This is a genomic window from Pseudescherichia sp. L3 (assembly GCF_024656065.1).
In the GTDB taxonomy this organism is placed as follows: Bacteria; Pseudomonadota; Gammaproteobacteria; order Enterobacterales; family Enterobacteriaceae; genus Pseudescherichia.
Genome location: NZ_JANKYC010000001.1, coordinates 1273933 through 1292472 on the forward strand (window position 1 = coordinate 1273933; position 18540 = coordinate 1292472).

The 18540-nt window shown below is 53.4% G+C and carries 17 protein-coding genes; 8 read left to right on the forward strand and 9 right to left on the reverse strand.

Going from position 1 to position 18540, the window contains the following annotated elements; translation table 11 throughout:
• Positions 1-53: 53 nt before the first annotated feature.
• Together NR795_RS06225 and NR795_RS06230 are read left to right on the forward strand one after the other, a co-directional pair.
• Positions 54-341 (forward strand): VF530 family DNA-binding protein, encoded by a 288-nt coding sequence (locus tag NR795_RS06225; RefSeq protein WP_144815740.1) that lies wholly within the window; start codon positions 54-56, stop codon positions 339-341.
• A gap of 7 nt (positions 342-348) precedes the next feature.
• On the forward strand, positions 349-1653 hold the full coding sequence (locus tag NR795_RS06230; protein WP_144815737.1) for a glycoside hydrolase family 10 protein: 1305 nt from the start codon (positions 349-351) through the stop codon (positions 1651-1653).
• Positions 1654-1667: 14 nt separating this feature from the next.
• Here NR795_RS06230 and NR795_RS06235 read toward each other — a convergent pair whose 3' ends face one another.
• The 3 genes from NR795_RS06235 to NR795_RS06245 form a co-directional block, all read right to left on the reverse strand.
• On the reverse strand, positions 1668-3989 hold the full coding sequence (locus tag NR795_RS06235) for an FdhF/YdeP family oxidoreductase (protein ID WP_257757574.1): 2322 nt from the start codon (positions 3987-3989) through the stop codon (positions 1668-1670).
• A 94-nt stretch (positions 3990-4083) separates the two neighbouring features.
• Positions 4084-4815 (reverse strand): MerR family transcriptional regulator, encoded by a 732-nt coding sequence (locus NR795_RS06240; RefSeq protein ID WP_144815731.1) that lies wholly within the window; start codon positions 4813-4815, stop codon positions 4084-4086.
• 53 nt (positions 4816-4868) lie between these two features.
• Positions 4869-6089 (reverse strand): diguanylate phosphodiesterase, encoded by a 1221-nt coding sequence (locus NR795_RS06245; RefSeq protein WP_257757575.1) that lies wholly within the window; start codon positions 6087-6089, stop codon positions 4869-4871.
• Between the two features lie 321 nt (positions 6090-6410).
• Between NR795_RS06245 and ycgZ the strand changes: the two genes are divergently transcribed.
• The 3 genes from ycgZ to NR795_RS06260 all read left to right on the forward strand — a co-directional run bounded on the left by ycgZ (position 6411) and on the right by NR795_RS06260 (position 7432).
• A complete protein-coding gene (gene ycgZ / locus NR795_RS06250) occupies positions 6411-6650 on the forward strand; it encodes a regulatory protein YcgZ (protein WP_144815726.1) in 240 nt (79 codons plus the stop codon).
• Between the two features lie 151 nt (positions 6651-6801).
• A complete protein-coding gene (locus NR795_RS06255) occupies positions 6802-7113 on the forward strand; it encodes a hypothetical protein (protein ID WP_257757576.1) in 312 nt (103 codons plus the stop codon).
• A 37-nt stretch (positions 7114-7150) separates the two neighbouring features.
• Complete coding sequence (locus NR795_RS06260; RefSeq protein WP_144815720.1) at positions 7151-7432, forward strand: biofilm development regulator YmgB/AriR family protein; 282 nt, start codon at positions 7151-7153, stop codon at positions 7430-7432.
• An 81-nt stretch (positions 7433-7513) separates the two neighbouring features.
• On the opposite strand, the gene NR795_RS06265 is transcribed toward NR795_RS06260, so the two are convergent.
• Together NR795_RS06265 and NR795_RS06270 are read right to left on the reverse strand one after the other, a co-directional pair.
• Positions 7514-8605: a hypothetical protein gene (locus NR795_RS06265; protein WP_257757577.1), complete on the reverse strand. Its 1092-nt coding sequence runs from the start codon at positions 8603-8605 to the stop codon at positions 7514-7516.
• Positions 8571-9077 (reverse strand): DUF6622 family protein, encoded by a 507-nt coding sequence (locus NR795_RS06270; protein WP_257757578.1) that lies wholly within the window; start codon positions 9075-9077, stop codon positions 8571-8573. The genes NR795_RS06265 and NR795_RS06270 overlap by 35 nt, the downstream gene beginning before the upstream one ends.
• 244 nt (positions 9078-9321) lie before the next feature.
• Between NR795_RS06270 and NR795_RS06275 the strand changes: the two genes are divergently transcribed.
• Together NR795_RS06275 and NR795_RS06280 are read left to right on the forward strand one after the other, a co-directional pair.
• Positions 9322-11211 carry a beta-glucoside-specific PTS transporter subunit IIABC gene (locus NR795_RS06275; RefSeq protein WP_257757579.1) on the forward strand — a complete coding sequence of 630 codons (1890 nt, stop codon included), beginning with the start codon at positions 9322-9324 and terminating at the stop codon, positions 11209-11211.
• 27 nt (positions 11212-11238) lie between these two features.
• Positions 11239-12249, forward strand: a complete 1011-nt coding sequence (locus tag NR795_RS06280) for a LacI family DNA-binding transcriptional regulator (protein ID WP_257757581.1) — start codon at positions 11239-11241, stop codon at positions 12247-12249.
• A gap of 75 nt (positions 12250-12324) precedes the next feature.
• On the opposite strand, the gene NR795_RS06285 is transcribed toward NR795_RS06280, so the two are convergent.
• The 4 genes from NR795_RS06285 to NR795_RS06300 all read right to left on the reverse strand — a co-directional run bounded on the left by NR795_RS06285 (position 12325) and on the right by NR795_RS06300 (position 16641).
• Positions 12325-12582, reverse strand: a complete 258-nt coding sequence (locus tag NR795_RS06285; RefSeq protein WP_257757582.1) for a bacteriocin immunity protein — start codon at positions 12580-12582, stop codon at positions 12325-12327.
• Positions 12583-12584: 2 nt separating this feature from the next.
• Positions 12585-14306: a colicin-like bacteriocin tRNase domain-containing protein gene (locus NR795_RS06290; RefSeq protein WP_257757583.1), complete on the reverse strand. Its 1722-nt coding sequence runs from the start codon at positions 14304-14306 to the stop codon at positions 12585-12587.
• Between the two features lie 596 nt (positions 14307-14902).
• Positions 14903-16204 carry a sorbosone dehydrogenase family protein gene (locus NR795_RS06295; RefSeq protein ID WP_144815707.1) on the reverse strand — a complete coding sequence of 434 codons (1302 nt, stop codon included), beginning with the start codon at positions 16202-16204 and terminating at the stop codon, positions 14903-14905.
• Positions 16205-16215: 11 nt separating this feature from the next.
• On the reverse strand, positions 16216-16641 hold the full coding sequence (locus tag NR795_RS06300; protein WP_257757584.1) for a DUF2231 domain-containing protein: 426 nt from the start codon (positions 16639-16641) through the stop codon (positions 16216-16218).
• A gap of 301 nt (positions 16642-16942) precedes the next feature.
• On the opposite strand from NR795_RS06300, the gene NR795_RS06305 reads away from it, so the two are divergent.
• Entirely contained in the window at positions 16943-18484 is a 1542-nt protein-coding gene (locus NR795_RS06305; protein WP_257757585.1) for a PAS domain-containing methyl-accepting chemotaxis protein, read from the forward strand.
• Positions 18485-18540 lie beyond the last annotated feature (56 nt).

Genomic DNA, 18540 nt, shown 5'->3' on the forward strand with positions numbered 1-18540 from the left:
TTTACTCCGCGCCCGCTATTCTAATCAGCACATCCTAAACCATCGGACTGGTCATGACTGCACACGTATCTAAAGACCCTTTGCACGGCGTAACCCTTGAGATGCAGGTGAATGCCCTTGTTGCGCGCTATGGCTGGAGCGAGCTGGGCAAGCTAATTAATATCAACTGCTTTAAAAACGATCCCAGCGTAAAATCGAGCCTCAAGTTTTTACGCCGCACGCCCTGGGCGCGCGCGGAGGTCGAAGCACTCTATTTGGATTCACTGGATGATGCCGTCCCGGAAACACAGGACGAGCCTGCTTTAAACCCATGGGCTACTAGCCGCCTGAATAAGAGCTGAAACAAAGATGGCGCGACACATTACACGGTTAGGCGCACTGGTTGGCTGCGCGCTTTTACTTGCCAGCTGCTCTTCTAAACCACCGAAATCATTGATCACCCCGCTTCCGCCCGTCGCGAAGCAGCCGCTACCGGATAAATCTGCGCGTAGCAATGAGCCGGTGCGCGGGGTCTGGCTGACCACGGTCTCCCGCCTCGACTGGCCACCGGCGTCGTCGGTTACCGCCAGCCCGGCGCTGCGCGTCAGCCTGCAGCAGAAGGCGTTGACCGATAAGCTGGACAACCTGAAACGCCTTGGGGTGAATACCGTTTTCTTCCAGGTGAAGCCTGACGGAACTGCCCTCTGGCCGTCAAAGATCCTGCCGTGGTCAGATATGCTTACCGGCACCATCGGGGCCGATCCGGGCTACGATCCTTTGCAGTTTATGCTGGATGAGGCCCACAAGCGCGGCATGAAGGTGCACGCCTGGTTCAACCCCTATCGCGTCTCCACCAATACCAAACCCAGCACCGTTGCCGAGCTGAATCGCACCCTGCCGCTCAATCCCGCCAGCGTCTTTGTGCTGCACCGGGACTGGGTCCGCACCGCCAGCGATCGCTACGTGCTTGATCCCGGTATTCCGGAAGCCCGGGACTGGATCACCAGCATCGTCGCCGAGGTGGTGGCCCACTATCCGGTAGACGGCGTACAGTTTGACGACTACTTCTATGCTGAAGCGCCCGGCTCGACCCTGAACGATAATCAAACTTTCCAGAAATACGGCAGCGCGTTTGCCTCAAAAGCGGACTGGCGACGTAACAACACGCAGCAGCTGATTGAGCAGGTGTCGCGCACCATTAAGCAGCTGAACCCCAACGTAGAGTTTGGCGTTAGCCCCTGCGGCGTCTGGCGCAACCGCTCCCACGATCCGGCCGGATCCGATACGCGCGGCGCAGCGGCGTATGATGAGTCCTACGCCGATACCCGCCTGTGGGTGCAAAAAGGGCTGGTGGACTATATCGCCCCGCAGATCTACTGGCCCTTCTCCAGAGACGCGGCACGCTATGATGTGTTGGCTAAATGGTGGGCGGACGTGGTGAAACCCACCCATACGCGCCTCTATATTGGCGTAGCGCTGTATAAGGTGGGCGAACCGTCGAAAACCGAGCCGGACTGGACGGTCAACGGCGGCGTGCCGGAGCTGAAAAAGCAGCTCGATCTTAACGATGCGCTACCTGAGATCGGCGGCACCATTCTGTTCCGGGAGAACAACCTCAATCAGCCCCAGGCTCAGCAGGCGGTAAACTACCTGCGGAGCCGCTGGGGCAGTTGATTAACAAAGGCTGATTAACGAAGCGCGCCGGAGGTGGCCACCGCCTCCACGCGCTCCATCGCTATCGGGATGCTCTTATAGGCCGGAATGCCGCTTTTGGTGTCGTGGCTATCCAGCGGCACCATCACGTTGGCTTCGGGGTAGTAGGCCCCTACCGAACCCGGCGCCATGTCGATCACCACTACGGTGAGATTGTGCATTCGCCGTTCGGTAGCGTTGCCCTCGCTATCGAGCGCCACAATGTTGACCTGATCCCCTACCCGCAGATTGCGCTTCTCGGCTTCGTCGGCGTTGATAAACAACACGTCCCGCCTGCCGGTCACCCCGCGATAGCGGTCGTTCAGGCCGTACAGCGTGGTGTTGTACTGGTCATGGCTGCGCAGCGTGGTCAGCACCAGATCGTGACACTTCAGCGAGCGCGGATCTTCATTGATACCCTGCATGATTTTGAACTCGGCTTTGCCGGAGGGCGTGTTCCAGACTCGCTCTGAGGCGGTATTGCGCAGGCGGAAACCACCCGGCTTTTTCACCCGTTCATTGAAATTGTCGAAGCCTGGAATGGTGGCCTCAATGGCATCCCGGATAAAGCTGTAGTCGCGCACCATTTTATCCCAGTCAACAACGGTGTTGGGCAGCGTGGCTTTTGCCAGCCCGGCGACCAGGGCGGGCTCTGATTTCAGGTGCGGCGAGGCGGGCTCCAGCGAACCGTGAGAGGCATGCACCATCGACATGGAGTCCTCAACGGTTATGCTCTGCTCGCCAGAGGCCTGAACATCCCGTTCGGTACGGCCCAGTACGGGAAGAAGATAGTTGTGCTTGCCCAGCAGCAGATGGGAGCGGTTGAGCTTGGTCGCCATATGCACAACCAAATCGAGGTTGCGCATCGCCGGGAAAGTGACCTGCGGGTCGGAGATCGCCTCCGCCAGGTTACCGCCGAGACAGAGCAGCGCTTTGGCCTGCCCGTCGCGCATCGCCTGAATCGCCGCTACCGCGCCGTGGCCGTGCTTTTGCGGCGGCGTGAAGCCGAAGACTTTTTCAATATTGTCCAGCAGCGACTGGGGCGGGATCTCGGTAATCCCCACGGTGCGATCGCCCTGCACGTTGGAGTGGCCGCGCAGCGGACAGATGCCAGCCCCTTTTTTACCGATGTTGCCGCGCATCAGTAGCAGGTTAGCGATCTGCTGAACGTTCTGCGTGCCGTACTGGTGCTGGGTGATCCCCATACCGTAGCAGATGATGGTCCGCTCGGCGTTGGCGTACAGCCTGGCCACGTTCTGGATCTCTTTGCGCTCCATACCCGAGACCTTGAGGATGTGCGCCCAGTCGGTGGCATCAAGATCGGCTTTTAGTGCCTCAAACCCCTGGGTGTGCTCGCTAATGAAAGCTTCATCAATGACGCCGGGCTCGCCTTTGGCTTTCGCCTCGTCGTGCATCGTCAGCAGAATTTTCATCACCCCTTTCAGCATCGCCGCGTCACCGCCCACCCGCACCTTATAGTAGGTTGAGGCGAGCTCGGTGGAGCTCAGGGAGAGCATCTCGATAGGGCTTTGCGGCGAGGTAAAGCGCTCCAGGCCACGCTCGCGCAGCGGGTTGATGGCAACGATGGTGGCACCGCGTTTTGACACCTCCCGCAGCGTGCCGAGCATGCGCGGATGGTTGGTGCCGGGGTTATGACCGATGCACAGCACCAGATCGCAATGGTCAAAATCCTCCAGCTCAACGGTTCCCTTGCCGACGCCGATAGATTCTGGCAGGCCGACGCTGGTGGGCTCATGGCACATATTCGAGCAGTCAGGGAAGTTGTTGGTGCCATACTCACGGGCGAAGAGCTGCCAGAGAAAGGCGGCTTCGTTGGAGGCGCGGCCGGACGTGTAAAACTCAACGCTGTCGGGGTGGTCGTAGCTGCGAAGATGCTCACCGATTTCTCGGAAGGCGGTTTCCCACTCAATGGGCTGGTAGGTATCGCTGGCGGGGTCGTATTTCATGGGATGGGTAAGTCTACCCTCGCCCTCTAGCTCAAAAGCATTGCGCTCCCACAGTTCGCTCACGGTATGGGCGGCAAAAAATTCGGGGGTGGTACGTTTGCTGGTGGCTTCCCAGGAGACGGCTTTCGCGCCGTTTTCACAGAACTCAAACGAGGAAGCGTGCTGCGGATCGGGCCATGCACAGCCTGGACAGTCGAAGCCTTGAGGCTGGTTAACTTTGAACAGGGCAATGACGTCCTGCTTCACCGACATCTGGCCGCGTATTGCGTCGGCGACGGCTTTGAGTGCTCCCCAACCGCCAGCTGAACCACCATAGGGTTTGATACCGATAGTACGATTTTGCTCTTTCATAATGCTCCACAATGACTATTACCTTCTCTGTAAGCCTGGTACAGGAATTGTGGATAGGTGAACTCATGCGTTTAAAAACGCATGAACGAGTCAGTTACGGCTCATGAAACGAAATGGTAAACCCCTGCTCCTGCCAGTGCTCCAGCTGCTCCTGCTGGCGGCGAGTAAGCGCTTTGCCGGTCCATAAAAAGATATGCTGGCCGGGGAAAAGCTCGGGACGCGGCACCTCCAGCGGCTCAGCCAGCAGATCGATATGCCAGCCCCGCTGCGACAGCCGCCACGCCTCCAGCCACAGCCGGGTGCGATCCTCGCTGCCCCAGCCAATGAGCAGTGCTTCTCTGCCCGCTTTTTTACGCGCAGTAATGACGCATGAGACAGCATGCTCGGTAATAACGCCGTCCAGCAGGCTGGACATGACGCGTGCCGTGTATTGGTCGAGGGTCAGACGCTGGCGCACGGGCGTGAGGATGTGGTCGATGAGGTCATCTACGGTATGGGCGCGTCCAAGCGTTGTGAGAGCAGTACGCAGCTTGGCCGGACGGGCCTGGCGCAGCACGCCCATCATCTCTTCCTGCAGCGTTGCCCAGTCATCATGGGCAACCACCTTGTTGTCCTCCAGCAGCGCCTTGACTTTACTGACGGGGACGCCGCTCTCGATCCAGCGTTTGATCTCTTTGATGCGTTGAATATCTTCCTCGTCGAACTGACGATGACCGCCTTCGCTGCGTTGGGGTTTGAGCAAGCCATAGCGACGCTGCCAGGCACGGAGCGTGACCGGGTTAATACCGCATCTTTCTGCTACATCGCCAATACTATAAAAAGCCATCAACTCCCCTAAACTCAACGCTGCTATGCTCATATTCAAACGCTATCATTATCTCATAAACCCGCCCGCTTTTCTGGCCACGCTACAGCAGGTATGCCGGCAAATTCGGGACGGGCAAACAGGTAGCCCTGGAACTGTGATATGCCTGCTGACTCCAGCCACATCCACTCTTCAGGCCGCTCAACGCCCACTGCGGAGACCAGAATCTCCAGCGAGCTACAGCATTTAATAATGGCCTGGATGATTGCCTGCCGTGGGCCACTCTTATGTACATCTTTGATCAGGTCGCGGTTGATCTTAATCCTGTCCGGCTGAAACTGCGCCAGCAGCAGCAGACCGGCAAAGCCCGCGCCAAAGTGATCGATGGCGACACGGATACCCGCTGCCTTTAACAGCCTTACCGCATCGGTGAACTCATCGAGGCGTGAAATCACTTCGCTCTCGGTAAACTCAACGATAATCTGCTCTGGAATCAGCCCGTTGGCCTCGATCTCCTGAAGCAGGAAATTGACCGCACCGGGTATCTTCACCAGCGTCATCGGCAGCAGATTTACCGACAGCGTCTGCTCGCCAATATTCAGCTCCGCCGCCATGGCAAAAGCGACTTTTTTGCTGCGCAGATCGGCCTCGTAGGTTTCATCCCCGATCAGCCCGGCAAACCAGGCCTCGGGAAAATCTCCTCCCGGCGTACGCAGCAAGGCTTCAATCGCAACCACCTCACGGGCAAAAGGATCGATCATCGGTTGAAAAGCAAAGCTGCACTCTGCCGTTTCATCCACTTCTCGCCTCTCTGAGCGGGAAGCACCGTCGTCCGGAATGAAATCCCATGCATCTGCGGGCGGAATTTCAAAGTAGTTCTCTTTCTCGCGCTCCTCAACGAAGGTGCGGAAGAACTGCAGCGCACGGTCGTCATAGGTTAGCTGGTACTTAGAGGTACCTTTGTCCAGTACGCGCTGCAGCACATCATCCCGGTCATACTCTCTTAAGTCGAAGAGCTCCATTCCCGACTTACCAAACCGCCGCGACGGCGCATAGTCACACAGCAGCTCAACGAGGTTGTAGTGGCGAGTATCCTGACAAATAGCGCGGTAGATTTTGAACACGCTCTCTTCCGGCCCTTCCAGCAGCTGGAAGAAGTGGGTCCCGTTAAAAAGCAGGATGCCTGTCACCTCGGAGTGACCATTTTTTTGGTTTGCTGCGGCAACCATCTCTTCCAGCATTTTAACCGGCACGTCGTCGCAGAGATGGCTGCGGTAAATAATGGTTGTAAGCATAATTATTCCGGGGATCGGTGTGTGAAAAGCCACATTAACAAATGTCAGCACCCAGATCTTGTAATGATTGTGCCTGATTTTAAAGACAATCTTTCCCGTGTATAAGTATGCTGCTCCATAAAGAGTACAGCTTTTTGCCATACCTGTACAAGTATTCTCAGATCAAGATAGGAATTTTCCGTAAGGCATTGATTATAAGGATATGTTAGAAATATCTATAAATAATTACGCAAATTTGTACAGTTTCTATGTACAAGTTTGCCGGTTTTGTATAACTTTGTACTCGTTATCACAAATTACTGAATTTTACAGGAGTGACATATGCAGCAGAACGGTTATGTTCCGAACACAGCTAATGCCATTACCCGGTATTTCAATAAAGCTGCACTGCCAAGCCAGCAGGAGACGCTGGGTCAGATTGTGGTTGAAATTCTGAGCAGTGGCCAGAGCCTGAACCGCAAGGCAATTTGCACCAAACTGCTTAGCCGTCTGGAAATGGCGTCTGACTCTGAAGAAGAGAGCCATTACCACACGTTGATTGGCCTGCTGTTTGACCGCTAAGAGTTAGCAAAATCACAGCAACTGGTAGTTAAGTTTTTTTAAAGTCGCCTGGAGTAGGCTGGTATTCATGGAAGAACACACGGCCTCAACCTGGCGCAGACTCATGCCACGTTTCCATTATTTGGATTAGTGTGGCATCAGAGACGTAGTTATGAATAGAAGTGACATTGAAAAGCTTACAGATGAGCTAATCGGAGAAGCCGTCTTATCTCTCCTCAGTGAAAATGGCCCGGTCAACACCAGGGCACTTATCACGAGGTTGCAGTCTATGGAAGCAAAAGAGAAGGATATTCGACGACGTGAAACGCTTGGCCGCGTTATCGCGGAAATAACGAATAATGCAAAAGTATCGATGCGTCGCCACTCCGGACGTGAACAGAAGGATTCTGAGAACGAGCATAAGGACAATGTGTTTCAACTGTTCGGCACTAGCCAGCAAAAGAGCACCAGTAAAAAACACTGACTGCATCCATTTTCTAACTTTTTAACGGTATAATCCTATGCTTCAGGCTACGCTTCAGCAATCATCAGACCTATTCGAAACGCTGCCCGATACGGCCCTCTCCGCCTACTTCCGCAATGCGGGTGACGTTCTGGCAGACGAATCAGCGGTTCTGGGTGCAGTAGTGAGAACGATCCTTGCCTCTGGCGGTCATCTCAATAATAAAGCCATTATCCTGCATCTCATCCAGGCGATCGAAACTACCGATAACGTGGTGAAAAGCGACATTATTCGTAAGACGCTGGAAATTGTCGTCGACCATACGATGGATGATATTTAATTTGCAGGTAGCGTAGTCTTGTTAAGCGCAACGCCATCAGGCGTTGCTGGAACCGTCGGGTAGTGCCCTCACGCTGCCCGGTTAACGCGAATCGATTCCGAAGCGTGCCACTCTCTCTTCCACTTCATCCTGCGTCGGATCTCTTCCCAGCGTCGCCGTCAGTCTGGCAGCGAACGCCGAAATCTTATCTTCGCGAGTTAAAATAATCTTTGTTATCGTTAAACTCTCCTCTCCTTCAACGCTGCTATCGCTAATATAAGTGACACTGTCACTGATGGCAATGGCGTGATAAAAAGAGACATCCGCGACGGCATCGGATTTATTAATGACCTGGCCATTCAGCCGCTCCTGCTGCCACAGCGCATCGGCAGCATAGCAGCGCTGGTTGAGCGCGATAGCCGAACCCGCATCACCCTGCTCTCGAAGTAAAGTTGACTGCAATTTTTCATACTCTTTGCGATCAACTTCATGGCTGAGAATGGCTGCAAGGGAGGTCTCCGGGCTGCAGTTGACCTTCATTAGCGGCTGGCCCATGAAGTTATAGATGCGCTCATTGCCATCCTGATGTTGATAATAAAAATTCAGAGAGTCGTGGAAATGAACGTTGGCAGCGACAGGCAGGGTGAGCGCGTGCCTATGGTTTTTCTTATCGATAATGAGCCAGCGGGTGCCGGTATGACGCTGGTGGCGACGCTGATTCTCAAAGTAGGTCAACGCGGTATGGGTGACGACGCCGTTAACTTTTGCAACAAACCGGGCTGCATGTTCGTTCTGCCCACGGTAGTGAAGCACCAGCGTCTCCTGCGGAATTATATGCTCCCAATTATTATCGCAATCGGCAAACCAGGCGTTAACGGCAGCGCGGTACGCGGCAATCTCACCATTCTGCCGTTGAGCAACCTCGCCGAGCGCTCTTCCGGTCAAGGGGCGCTCGCTCAGGGCTAATGCCTTTGCCTCATTCACAGAAACAGGCGGAAGATGGCCGGTCAGGTGTTGATAGATAGCCCTCTTCTTCTCTTCCTGATTCATGGCGTTATATAAGCCGCAAAAGTGCTCAACTTTTTTTATCTGTTCATTGGTGTCAGGATTGCCGGCAAGCGAAATCACACAGGTGTGAATTTCCCGTTCGGCATGATGATTAGTTTTGCTTGAAAGCGGCATAGCAGCGGACATAGTGAATAAATTTCCCCATAAACGTCCCTGCGAAGACGCCGCCAGAGACAATTGCCAACCCGCTGAGTCCCGGCTGCGCCATCGCAGTAGGTGAAATGGCAGTGAGCACGCCAAAGGCATACTTGGTTAAAAAAGCGATCATCATCATGGGTAAGACGGTGTAATCCCCTGGGCGTTGCAGACTTCGGGATTCGTTGCCCGGCTGAATGTGTTGTGGATTAATCAACATATAGCCAATGGCTGCTCCTGCCAGCAGACCCAATACCCACATTGCCCATGTTCCGACAGTTGGAGGACGAAAGGCGATTAAGTCGTAGAGATCCCATACCAGAAAAATGGCTGGAACGATCAGCAGCTTCTCCAGCTTCACCGTTGCCGGTTGGCGCGCCTTGATGCCGCGAACCAGCAGGTAGATAAACAGCGCCCATACCCACAGCGGCGTATGGACGATAATTCCAGACAGGTAATCCATCGATGTGCATGCTCCGGGTGACTGCGTCGATTTCAACCTTACTCTACTCTCATCGCGCCCCGGCACGATAGGCCCTTCTTACGACTCTGAAAAGCAATCCACACCCTTTTCCACTCATTTACCTCTGTGATTCAACCCACATTTTAGCCATGAAACCGGTTGCAAGGGGGCGCTTCACTGCTAGCATGAAACCGGTTTCAAATATAAGTCACACACTCATAACCCATAAAAAAGGTACATCAGAATGGCCATTATTAGGGATTACAATAAGTTAGCCAGTGACATCCTTCAGGAGGTCGGCGGGGAAGCAAACATCAGTAGCTTTACCCGCTGCGCCACCCGTTTACGTCTGGTTTTGAACGATACCCCTGCCCAGGCAAAAAGCCGCATCCAAAACCTGCCTGGCGTTATCGCCGTTGTAGAGAGCGGCGGTCAGTTCCAGGTTGTTATCGGTACCCACGTTGCCGACGTGTTTAATGCCCTCTCCGCACTGATCGGCGAGGACCACGTTGGAACGGGCAATAAACCGAAAACCCGCTGGCTGGATGCGGTAATCGCCACTATGTCGGCGGTGTTTGCACCGATTGTCTACATCCTTGCCGCCGCCGGGATTTTACAGGGGCTGCTGATTGTTGTCGGCCTGATCGATGCCGACATTAAAACCACCGGCACCTATGCAATCCTCAACTTTATGTCGTGGACGCCGTTTGCCTTCCTGCCGGTGTTTATCGCCATTACAGCCGCGCGCCACTTCAACTGTAATCCCTTTATTGCCGTGCTCTGCTGCTGCGCGCTGATTAACCCCGAGTGGTCGGCCATGGCGGGCCGCATTGCTACCGGGGAGACGATTACCTTCCTGTTTATTCCGCTGGCGAAAACGGTCTATACCTCGTCCGTACTGCCGCCGCTGTTCCTGGTCTGGGCGCTATCCTGGCTTGAGAAGCGTGTCGAGAAGGCGCTGCCGGACGTGGTCAGCGCCCTGTTCACCCCACTGATCTGCTTTGTGATCATTGTTCCGCTGACGCTGATTGTCATCGGGCCGATTACCACCTGGGCCGCAATGGGCATCGCCAGCGGCTACAATGCTCTTTTTGCCGCCGCGCCTGCGGTCGCCGCTGCGCTCATCGGCGGTATCTGGCAGATTATTGTTATTTTCGGCGTCCACTGGGGCATCACCCCGGTGATCATGGCCAACTTCGATACCCAGGGGTATGACTCCTTCCAGGCCTATCAAACCATTGCCGTCATCGGCCAGATGGCCGCCGTATTTGGTGTCTTCCTGAAAAGCCGCAACCGCGAGCTGAAAACCACCTCCCTGTCGGCGGGCGTAACGGCCATCTTCGGTATTACCGAACCGGCAATCTACGGCGTAACGCTGCGCTTTAAAAAGCCCTTTATCTGCGGCTGTATTGGCGGTGCGGTGGGTGCGGTGGTCGCAAGCCTGTTTGGCTCTCTTTATTACGCCTATGCGGCGCTGCCGGGCCTCTTTACCCTGGTCAACGCCATCAGCCCGGATGCGCCGATGTCCTTTATCGGTGAACTTGCCGGTAGCGCAACGGCTATCGTCCTGACTATTATACTGGTGCAGTTTGTTGGTTTTGACGATCCGGTGGCGGAAGAGACGCTCACCGACGCGCCGGAGACCGCCCCGATCGGCACCACCTCAACCGCAGCGGCGAAGACCAGCCTGGCGCTGAACAGCCCGCTCAGTGGCGAGGTGATTGCCCTGGAAGCGGTGGCTGACGAAGCCTTCTCGCAAAAGGTGTTGGGCGACGGCGTTGCTATTCGTCCCCACGAAGGTAAAGTGGTAGCGCCCTGCGATGCCCGGGTGGAGACGGTGATCGAATCACGCCATGCTATTGGCCTGGCCTGCGCCAACGGCGCTGAGCTGCTGATCCACGTTGGGTTAAATACCGTAAATCTACAAGGCGAGCACTTCCGTCCGCTGGTGAAGGAGGGTGACGTTGTTAAAGCCGGTACGCCGCTGCTGGAGTTTGATAAAGAGGCCATCGAGCGTGCCGGGTACGATCTGACCACGCCGGTGCTGGTGATCAACAGCGATGAGTTTCAACTGACGAAGCTCCAGTCCGGGGGCACTATTCGTCAGGAGATGCCGTTGATGACCGTCTCCTGATACGCTGTTAACTAACTGGGGAGTGTTATGGTCACGATACTGGATGTCGCGAGGCGAGCGGGCGTTTCAAAAGCCACGGTCTCCCGTGCGCTAAACGGCAAAGTAGTGGTCAGCGAAGAGGTGAAGGCGCGGATCTTTAAGGCCATCGAAGAGACGGGATATCGCCCTAACCTGCTGGCGCGCACCCTGGCGACCAGCCGCTCCAACTCGGTAGGACTGGTGATCACTAACGGCCTGTATAACGGGCCGTTCTTCTCCGCCATGATCTACCAGGCGGCGACGTGCAGCGAAGATCTGCAGCGTCAGCTGGTGCTGGCCGACGGCAAGCACAGCCGGGAGGATGAGCGCAACGCTATCAACTTCCTGGTGCAGCTGCGCTGCGAGGCGATCATGATCTATCCCAAGTATCTCAGCGTAGATGAGCTGGATGACATTATTGATGAGAGCAGCGTGCCTATCGTGGTTATCAACCGCGAGCTAAAGCGCAACCGCAGCAGCTCGGTGTTTGTCGATCACTACCAGGGCAGCATGCGCATGGTGAAATATCTGCTTGCCCAGGGCCACCGCGATATTGCGTTTGTCGCTGGCGGCGAAGGGTCACCCACGGGTGACAGTCGTCTTGCTGGCTACCGCGATGCGTTTAACGCTGCGGGTCTGACGCCTGATGAATCGCTTATCGTGCGCGGCAGCTGGAGCACCGAAAGCGGCTATGAGGCGGGCTGCGTCCTGTTGAAAAAAGCGCGACCGATGAGCTGTGTTCTGGCCGCCAACGATGACATGGCCATCGGCGTCACTAAGGCGATGATCGACCACGGACTGCGAGTGCCAGACGACATCTCCGTTGCCGGGTTCGATGACTCCATCATTGGCCGTTACTTTACCCCGACCTTAACCACCGTCCATATTCCGATGGATGAGATGATCCGCGATGCGGTGCGCATTTTGCTCGCGCCAGATAGCAACGTTGACAGCGCCCCACAGTCGCTGCACGAAGGCTCGCTGATCGTCAGGGACTCGGTGGCTAAGCGACAGCCGTGATGCCCACGCTAGCGCCCTGCTTTGGCTTCAGAATCCTGTAGCTTTAACGCAGGGCAGACTTTTTTTAGAAACGTATCAATTCTGTTTAAACTCTGGTTTTCCATTAGCTACGCGCCACTCTTTGACTTCCTTTAGGATGGCTTCAGGAGTGCCATCATTATTACCTTCAGGGTAGTAGATCAGGTCTGAACCCGCAGGATGTTCAGTAACGCTAATAAAGTGCTCAAGATTAGCATCTTGCGTTTTTTCATCACCTTCACAATTGATAATGGCGCTAATAAGTTTTGCAAATTCTGATTCAGTGTAATCGCTGAGACTGTTTTTCAATTGCATGTTTATTTACCTCTATGGAGATCGATGTGATGTTTAGGTGTCGCTATACGAATGTTATCCATATCATAAACACTTCCATTATGTCTAATTTCTTCAACATGATGAAGTTCAAATGAACGTCGTCCCCCCACCGTATCTTTATTCCTGGCTCGTGGCGCTAATCCTAGACTCATACGCTTTTTATTAATGGGGGAGAATTGTTTACTTAAGTCGGGATCTTTAGAAATTTCTTCCCAGAACTTCTTTCTAAAATCATCAAAATTTTTAAAGTGTTTCTCACGTAACTTATCCGCTATACAATCGGGAATCGGGACTCCCAGCTCTCTACCAGAATCTTCAAGCCAATTATCATCAACTGGTTTACCTTTGCCGGTTGCTTTTCCAGGCTGATTACGTTTCTTTTCCTTATCAAATTTAGTCTTAGCATCCTGTGTCTTTTTCTCTTTCTGCTTTAAGTTGTTAAATGCATCATTTAAAGCAATTCTAGCTTCAGTTAACTCTTTTTCAGCGTCATTCAATTCCGCCTGTTTTTGATTTATCTCTTTCTGTGCTTTTTGCGCCTTGTATCCAGCCCTCTGCCACATTTTGTGACCATCCACAATTGGGTCGTATGCAAATCGCTCAAAACTTTTTATCTCTTCATTTTTTGCTGCAAATTTTTTATTTGCAGTATCAAGTTCGCTGCTAAGTGTAGAAACTCTCTGAGTTGCTGATATTTGTCGAGCCTGTATTCTGGCTACACGCTTAGTAGCATGGTTTAACTCAGCAGTGGCCATATAGTAATCCCGCTTGGCAGATTCTATCGGATGAACTGCATCCCAAGCCTGCTGATAACGTTTTTCCTCATTTTGTCGCTGTCTAACCTGCTCAAGCGTAAGCACATCCGTCACCGATAAATACATCGATTTCTGACCACTTTTTTCCGGAAAACGGATAAAAAAATCACGTGAATTACCTCCTGCAGTTAGACCTGGGTAACCGACCTGAGCATTATTATTTTGTGAAATACCTCGGGGCAGCACTGCCGATATTGTTTCTCCGTTAATAGTACTCACCTGGACATCTGGCAAATCAGGAACAGAAACATTGAATACGCCCATACTTTGGGTCGGTTTTGCGTTCACTACCGGAATACTTATCGGTGAACCGGTTACGAAAGTAATATGCTGTTGATCATCCTTCACAGTATCCACCACACGTATTGTCGCACTTACGGTAGCCTGATCTAACGGCAGGGAATCGACCAACGTATCAGTTACTGTTTCAGCTGCCAATGACACGACAATCTTTGACATCATGTTTGGATCATCTTTCGCTATCTCAGTTGGTAAAATGCTGTAAAGTGCCACCCCCCATGCACTAAATTTTAATGGTCCTTTTAGAGTTGCCAGAATGTCTACGATAGCTGTAGATAACGCATCAACAGAAATAGCCACACCAAAAGCACCAGTCCCTGGAGTGGCCAGAGCAGGAAAACCAAACCCAATTGGCATTATGGAGGATTGGTTACCATCTGAGTTATTCTTGTGCCCGCCACTATTACCGTTACCAGAACCCCCACCCCAATGAATACCATTATCATGACCGCCCCATGGGTTGTTTTCTGAACTCCATCCTGAACCGTCTGACGCCTCACTACGTCCACCAAAACCAGTAGGGCCACCATTAATATTACTACCATTCTGTCTACCACTATTGTGACCGATTCCATCACCACCACTCATAAGTATTTCCTTTTCTTCTTTTAATTAATCAATAAATAATTTAATCACATAGGTAATAGCTGGGTTTATACATAATAGATATTCATTCGTCTTACCTCTCCGCTTTAATAATATGAATTTCAAATTTTATTATGAAAATCATAAGGAATCTTTACCGCGATCAAACAAACCAGCATGCGGTAATAAATATGCACAAATGACAAACCTGGAATATGTAAATGACTTGTTAGCATACTTGCGGGAATCATAGCAGCAATGGACGATGAAGTTTTATTAAAATAAACTCTATGTATGGCTAAGAAAACGCAGAGTGCTTATGCATTGTTAGACATTAATATATCGTTGAATGGGCGGTTGTTTAACAGAGTAATTCAGATGGGTCCAGCCCCTCCTGTTGACAGTGAGCATATGTTCCTGGTTTATTATTGAAGTAAAATTATTTCACTTTTACTTCCTGCCTGCCTCCGTATATGCCATCCAAAATAACCAACATTAATGGGTGAGCCGTACCCGGCGGTTCCCTGAACAGCCTCTGAGACATTAACGAAACAACGTTAAATATGCCGGGCAGCAGCACGCATGCCCGGCGCTTCACTCTATTGCGCGGCGCTGACCCGCCAGACGGCATCGCCGGCATCATCAGCGATAATCAGCCCGCCCTGGGTATCCATCCCCAACCCAACCGGCAGGCCGCGGACCTGTTTCTGATCGTCAGTTAAGAAGCCCGTGACCACCGGCTGCGGCAACCCTACCGGCTGACCATTCTCAAACTTCACCCACATCACCTGGTAGCCGTTGAGCGGCTTGCGATTCCAGCTGCCGTGTTCGCTGACGAACGCGCCGCCGCGATACTGCGGCATATTGTCCCCGGTGTAGAACAGCAGGCCGAGCGGTGCGACGTGCGAGCTAATGGCGTAGTCGGGCTTGATAGCCTTCTCCACCAGATCCGGACGCTGGGGCTGGGCACGCTCATCAACGTGCTGACCAAAGTAGCTGTAGGGCCAGCCGTAGAAACCGTTCTCCTGCACCGACGTCATGTAGTCCGGCACCAGATCGGAGCCAATCTCATCCCGTTCGTTGACGATAGCCCACAGTTTGCCGCTCTGCGGCTCCCATCCCAATCCGGTGGGATTACGCAGGCCGCTGGCGTAAATGCGGCTCGCCCCGCTGGCCGCATCGACTTCGAGAATGGCTGCCCGGCGGTACTCCGCCCCGATGCCGTTTTCAGTAATATTACTGTTCGATCCCACGCCCACGTACAGCTTGCTGCCGTCCGGGCTGGCCAGCAGGGATTTAGTCCAGTGGTGGTTGATCGGGCCGCCGGGCAGCTCTGTGACCTCCTGAGCAGGGGCGCTGATGGAGGTTTGCCCTGTCTCATAGGGGAACTTCACCAGGCTGTCGGCATTGGCCACCCACAGCGTATTGCCGATCAGCTGAATGCCAAACGGCGAGTGCAGGTTTTCAATAAAGGTATGCTTCTCCCATTTACCGTTAACGTTGCGCAGCAGGGTAATAGTGTCCCCGCCTTTTCCTGCCTTGCCGGAGGCGCTTTGCACCAGGCCCATAATAAGCTGCTTGGGTCGCGTGGTAGGTTTCGGCGTGCTGTTTGACTCAGCCACCAGCACATCATTATTCGGTAAAACGTAGATCTGACGCGGATGCTTCAGACCATCAGCAATTTTTTCAATCTGTAACCCGGCGGGCACGGTAGGCTTCTCGCCCTCTTTCCACGCCACCCCTTCCGGGACCTGCATCGGCGGCAGCAGGAAGTTTTGCGCCTGCGGCAGCTCTGGGTTGGGGCCCATTTGCTTTTGCGGATCGACAGTTGCGCCGTTATCACAGGCGCTCAGTAGGGCGACAATCGCCACGCTGAGTAACGCTCGGTTATGTTTTTTCATACCAGCTCTCCTTAAGCGTTACGCTGACGCAGCGCGAGTTGAACATTTGCCAGCAGCAGCAGGATCACCACCAACGTCGACAGGATCGCACCCAGCGGGACCACGGCCCAGGCGTCGCGGCTATGGATGAAGGCATTGACGATCGCCAGCAGAATGGCGAGCACGTTAAGCCAGAAGTGCAGCTTTACGGGGGAGCCGAAGGTATAGCGACGCCCTACCCAGACCTGCACCAGGTTAATCAGGCGTGGAATAATGGCAATCACCAGCCCGATAACAATCAGCCAGCTGGCGGCATCGGTCCACATAATCTGCATGCTTTTGATATAGAGAATGTCAAAGATCCAGGCGGCGGTAAAAAAACCGAGTGGAATGGGGTTAAGTAGCTCATACAGCGCTACGGCAAAGCTCGAACGTCCTGACGCGGTGGGGGTATGCATGTCCATCTCCTGAGCCTGTCCGGCGATTAACGGTACGTGTAAAGGGTAGATTATTTTCGCGATATAGCACGATACCCTCCCTATTTGCCTTAAGGTTTTGCCGGGTACTAAGGTATTAACAACGTCCACTTGATCTATTTTCATTTTTATAACCTATGCCAAAGGCATATTTCAGTATGGCTAAAAAAATATTTCCTGAAGCTACTTTCCGTTATTGCATTGATCGTGGAAAATGCGCGAGCTATAAGAAAAATACAGTTCCTATTTATTTATTGCCAGACGCTTGATTGTGGGGATATTGATGAAGCGTAACACTCCCGTTACACAGAAAGAGTATTTACTTAACGACGGCACGACGCTTATGTCGACAACCGATACGCAGAGCTATATTTCCTACGCTAACTCCGCCTTTATTGCTGCCAGCGGGTTTGATGAGGGGGATCTGGTTGGCGAGCCGCACAATATTATCCGCCATCCTGATATGCCTCCCGCCGCCTTTGCCGATATGTGGTTTACTATCCAGCAGGGAGAGAGCTGGACGGGACTGGTGAAAAACCGGCGTTGCAACGGCGATCACTACTGGGTTCGCGCTAACGTTACCCCGGTTTATCAGCAGGAAAAACTCACCGGCTACATCTCCGTCAGAAATATTCCCCATCGGGAGGAGATAGACGCGAGTGAAAAATGCTACGCGCAAATTAACAGCAATAAATTAAAAGGCTATCGCTTCTATAAAGGCGTACTGGTGCGCCGGGGTGTGCTCTCTTTTCTCTCTCTTTTTAAGTGGCTGGCTATTTCCCGCAGAATTAATCTGGCGCTGGCTATTCCCGCGATTTTGATCGCTGCCCTGCCCTTTATTTCTCTCCCTGCGCCGGTGCAATCCGCCACAGCGCTGATGCTGTTTTTACTTATTGCACTTTTCCTACAGGCGCAGGTTTCGCATCCGTTAAAATTAATCTTAACGCAAATGCAGAAAGTGGTATCCGGACGTCGCGCCGATTATTTTCAATTTAACCGCGTCGATGAGATCGGCATGCTGCTGCGCCTTGTGAATCAGTCCGGGCTGAATCTTAACTCTCTGGTTGGGGACGTCACCACCCAACTGGTGGGGATCCGCAAAATCAGCCATCGCATCTCCGAAGAGGGGGAGTCGCTACAGCAGCGTACTGAAGAGACCTCAGCGGATCTGCACCAAACGGCGGCCGCGGTGGAGGAGATTGCCAGCGCGGTGAAGCAGACGGCAGAAACCGCCGCTGAAGCGATGACGCGGGCAGATGAGACCAGCCGCAACGCGATGAACAGCGGTAATATCATGAAGCAAACCATCACCATGATGCAGTCTGTCTCCCGGGATAACCGGCAGATCGTGGATATTATCGGCGTGATCGACAGCATCGCGTTTCAAACCAACATTCTGGCGCTTAACGCTGCGGTTGAAGCCGCCCGCGCCGGGGAAGCCGGCCGAGGTTTTGCGGTGGTCGCCGCCGAGGTGCGTAACCTGGCCCAGCACTCCGCCTCCGCCGCGAAAGAGATCAAAACCCTGATTGAGCAGAACGTCGCTAACGTCAGCAGCGGCGTGAAGATGGTGGAGAACACCGAGACGCACCTGACGGCGATGATTGATAACGTGATCCAGATGTCGACGATGATTAAAGAGATGGGTACTGCTACCCAGGAGCAGACTCAGGCGCTGTCGCTTATCAACGAATCCGTGTCGCGTATCGGTGTCATGACCCACAACAATACCAGCATGGTTGAGCAGGTGACCGACGCCGCCGGCGACCTCTCCACGCGTGCCGCACGTCTGCAACGCGCCGTTCAGGTTTTTGGCGGAGGGAATTGACGTAATTCAACGGTGCAGCACGTTTTTCGTTCACTGGCGGCGGTATGCTAACCCAG